Origin of the sequence: Citrobacter sp. wls827 (assembly GCF_005280875.1) — a bacterium.
Taxonomy (GTDB): Bacteria; Pseudomonadota; Gammaproteobacteria; order Enterobacterales; family Enterobacteriaceae; genus Citrobacter; species Citrobacter youngae.
This window is the reverse complement of sequence record NZ_SZWR01000017.1, coordinates 137,007-139,377: the sequence shown is the minus strand read 5'-3', so window position 1 is coordinate 139,377 and position 2,371 is coordinate 137,007. Positions and strand designations below refer to the sequence as shown.

Here is a 2,371-nt window from a genome sequence, read left to right as displayed (position 1 = left end):
AAACCCGATACGCCGTATCGGGTTTTCTGTGTATCGCAACACGTCAAAATTAGAACGGGTAATCGTTATAACCCATTTGCTCTGAAATCTTACGCGCTGCAGTGTGCAGCATTTCGACATATTCGTGCAAACGTTCTTCAGAAAAACGCAGCGTCGGGAATGAGATGCTCAGACCCGCAATGACCACGCCGAAACGATCAAACACCGGTACCCCGATACAGCGCAGTCCTTCTTCCTGCTCTTCGTTGTCTTCGCCATAGCCCTGCTCACGGACTTTATCGAGTAATACCAGCAATTCATCAGTGTTAGTGATTGTCCGATCTGTACTGCGTTTGTACTCAATACCATCCAGAATTTGCTTCACTTCATCGCGGTCGCGCCATGCCAGCAGCACTTTACCAATGGCGGTGCTGTACAGCGGATTACGACGACCCACGCGGGAATACATGCGCAAATTGTACATCGAGTCGATTTTATGGATGTAGACAATGCTGTCTTCATCCAGCGCACCGAGGTGTACTGTTTCCTTGGTCAGACGTGAAAGTTCGCGCATCTGGATGTCAGCGCTACGGATCAGATCAACGTTCTGTAATGCACGCGCACCCAGTTCAAATAATTTCAGGGTCAGGGAATACTTCTCAGACTCGCCTTCTTGTGCCACATAACCCAGCGTTTTCATGGTCTGCAAAAAGCGATAAACGGTGCTTTTTGACATCATGACGCGTTGTGACAATTCGGTAATACCAATTTCGCGCTCTTCACCCAGCGCCTGCAGGATGCCAAAAACCTTCAGCACGGAAGATACAGAATCGGGTTGTTTATCCAGATCTGCGATAGCCATTTACCACCTCATTGCGAGTGTTTTATAAAAATCAGAACCGGTTTTTATTATAATTTCACGTACCTGCCGTCGCAATCTGTCTTTGCTCACTTAGTTACAAATCTGCGACCTAACGCCTGAATATCAATGCTAAAATTATTATTCTCATCATAATTTCCGACAAAATTGACTTCCTATGGAAAAAATTCAGGCCGATGGCCTGCCATTGCCCCAGCGATACGGTGCAATTTTAACCATTGTTATTGGCATCTCTATGGCAGTACTGGACGGCGCAATTGCTAACGTTGCCCTGCCGACGATTGCCACCGATCTTCAGGCCTCCGCGGCCAGTTCAATCTGGGTCGTTAACGCCTACCAAATTGCGATTGTCGTATCACTCCTGTCTCTCTCATTTCTGGGTGATATGTTTGGCTACCGACGCATATACAAGTGCGGACTGGTGGTATTTCTACTCGCATCACTTTTCTGTGCCCTCTCCGATTCGCTGCACATGCTAACACTGGCGCGTGTGGCTCAGGGTTTCGGCGGAGCGGCATTGATGAGCGTGAATACAGCACTCATTCGCCTGATTTATCCGCAGCGTCAGCTTGGACGAGGCATGGGAATCAACTCCTTTATCGTGGCGGTTTCCTCAGCAGCAGGCCCGACGATTGCGGCAGCGATCCTGTCAATTGCCTCGTGGAAATGGTTGTTTCTGATTAACGTGCCACTGGGTATTATCGCGTTACTGCTGGCCATGCGCTTCCTGCCACCTAATACACCGCGTAGCAATAAGCCACGTTTTGATCTGCCCAGCGCGGTGATGAATGCGCTAACGTTTGGCTTGCTAATCACCGCACTTAGCGGTTTTGCACAAGGACAATCGCTTAAGTTAATTGGTGCTGAGCTCGTAGGGCTCATCGTGGTCGGTTTCTTCTTTATCCGCCGTCAGCTCGCGCTACCGGTACCATTATTACCGGTTGACCTGCTGCGCATTCCGCTGTTTTCACTCTCGATTTGCACGTCAATCTGTTCATTTAGCGCACAAATGCTGGCGATGGTTTCCCTGCCCTTCTTTCTACAAACGGTGCTCGGTCGTAACGAAGTAGAAACGGGCCTGCTATTGACCCCATGGCCGCTGGCAACCATGGTGATGGCGCCACTGGCCGGGTATCTTATCGAACGCGTCCACGCGGGATTATTGGGTGCGCTGGGTATGGCCGTGATGGCAAGCGGGTTGTTTTCGCTGGTGCTGCTGCCCGCTTCGCCCTCCGATTATAATATCATCTGGCCGATGATATTGTGCGGCGCAGGCTTTGGTCTATTCCAGTCACCGAATAACCACACCATTATCACCTCTGCGCCGCGTGAGCGCAGCGGCGGGGCGAGCGGTATGCTGGGAACGGCGCGCCTGTTAGGGCAAAGTACCGGCGCAGCGCTGGTGGCATTGATGCTCAATCAGTTTGGCGATAACGGAACACATATATCTCTGATAACTGCGGGTGTACTGGCAACGGTTGCTGCCATAGTGAGCGGCCTGCGTATCACGCA

The 2,371-nt window shown here is 50.9% G+C and carries 2 protein-coding genes; one reads left to right on the top strand and one right to left on the bottom strand.

Going from position 1 to position 2,371, the window contains the following annotated elements; all coding sequences use genetic code 11:
* Positions 1-49: 49 nt before the first annotated feature.
* Positions 50-841, bottom strand: a complete 792-nt coding sequence (kdgR, locus tag FDX03_RS11190) for a DNA-binding transcriptional regulator KdgR (protein WP_005120190.1) — start codon at positions 839-841, stop codon at positions 50-52.
* 175 nt (positions 842-1,016) lie between these two features.
* Here kdgR and FDX03_RS11185 point away from each other — a divergent pair.
* On the top strand, positions 1,017-2,371 hold a 1,355-nt coding region (locus FDX03_RS11185; protein ID WP_137346027.1), incomplete at its 3' end, for an MFS transporter.

Coding starts and splice junctions, on each gene's coding strand:
- kdgR (WP_005120190.1), bottom strand. CDS start 841: ATGGCTATCGCAGATCTGGATAAACAACCCGATTCTGTATCTTCCGTG.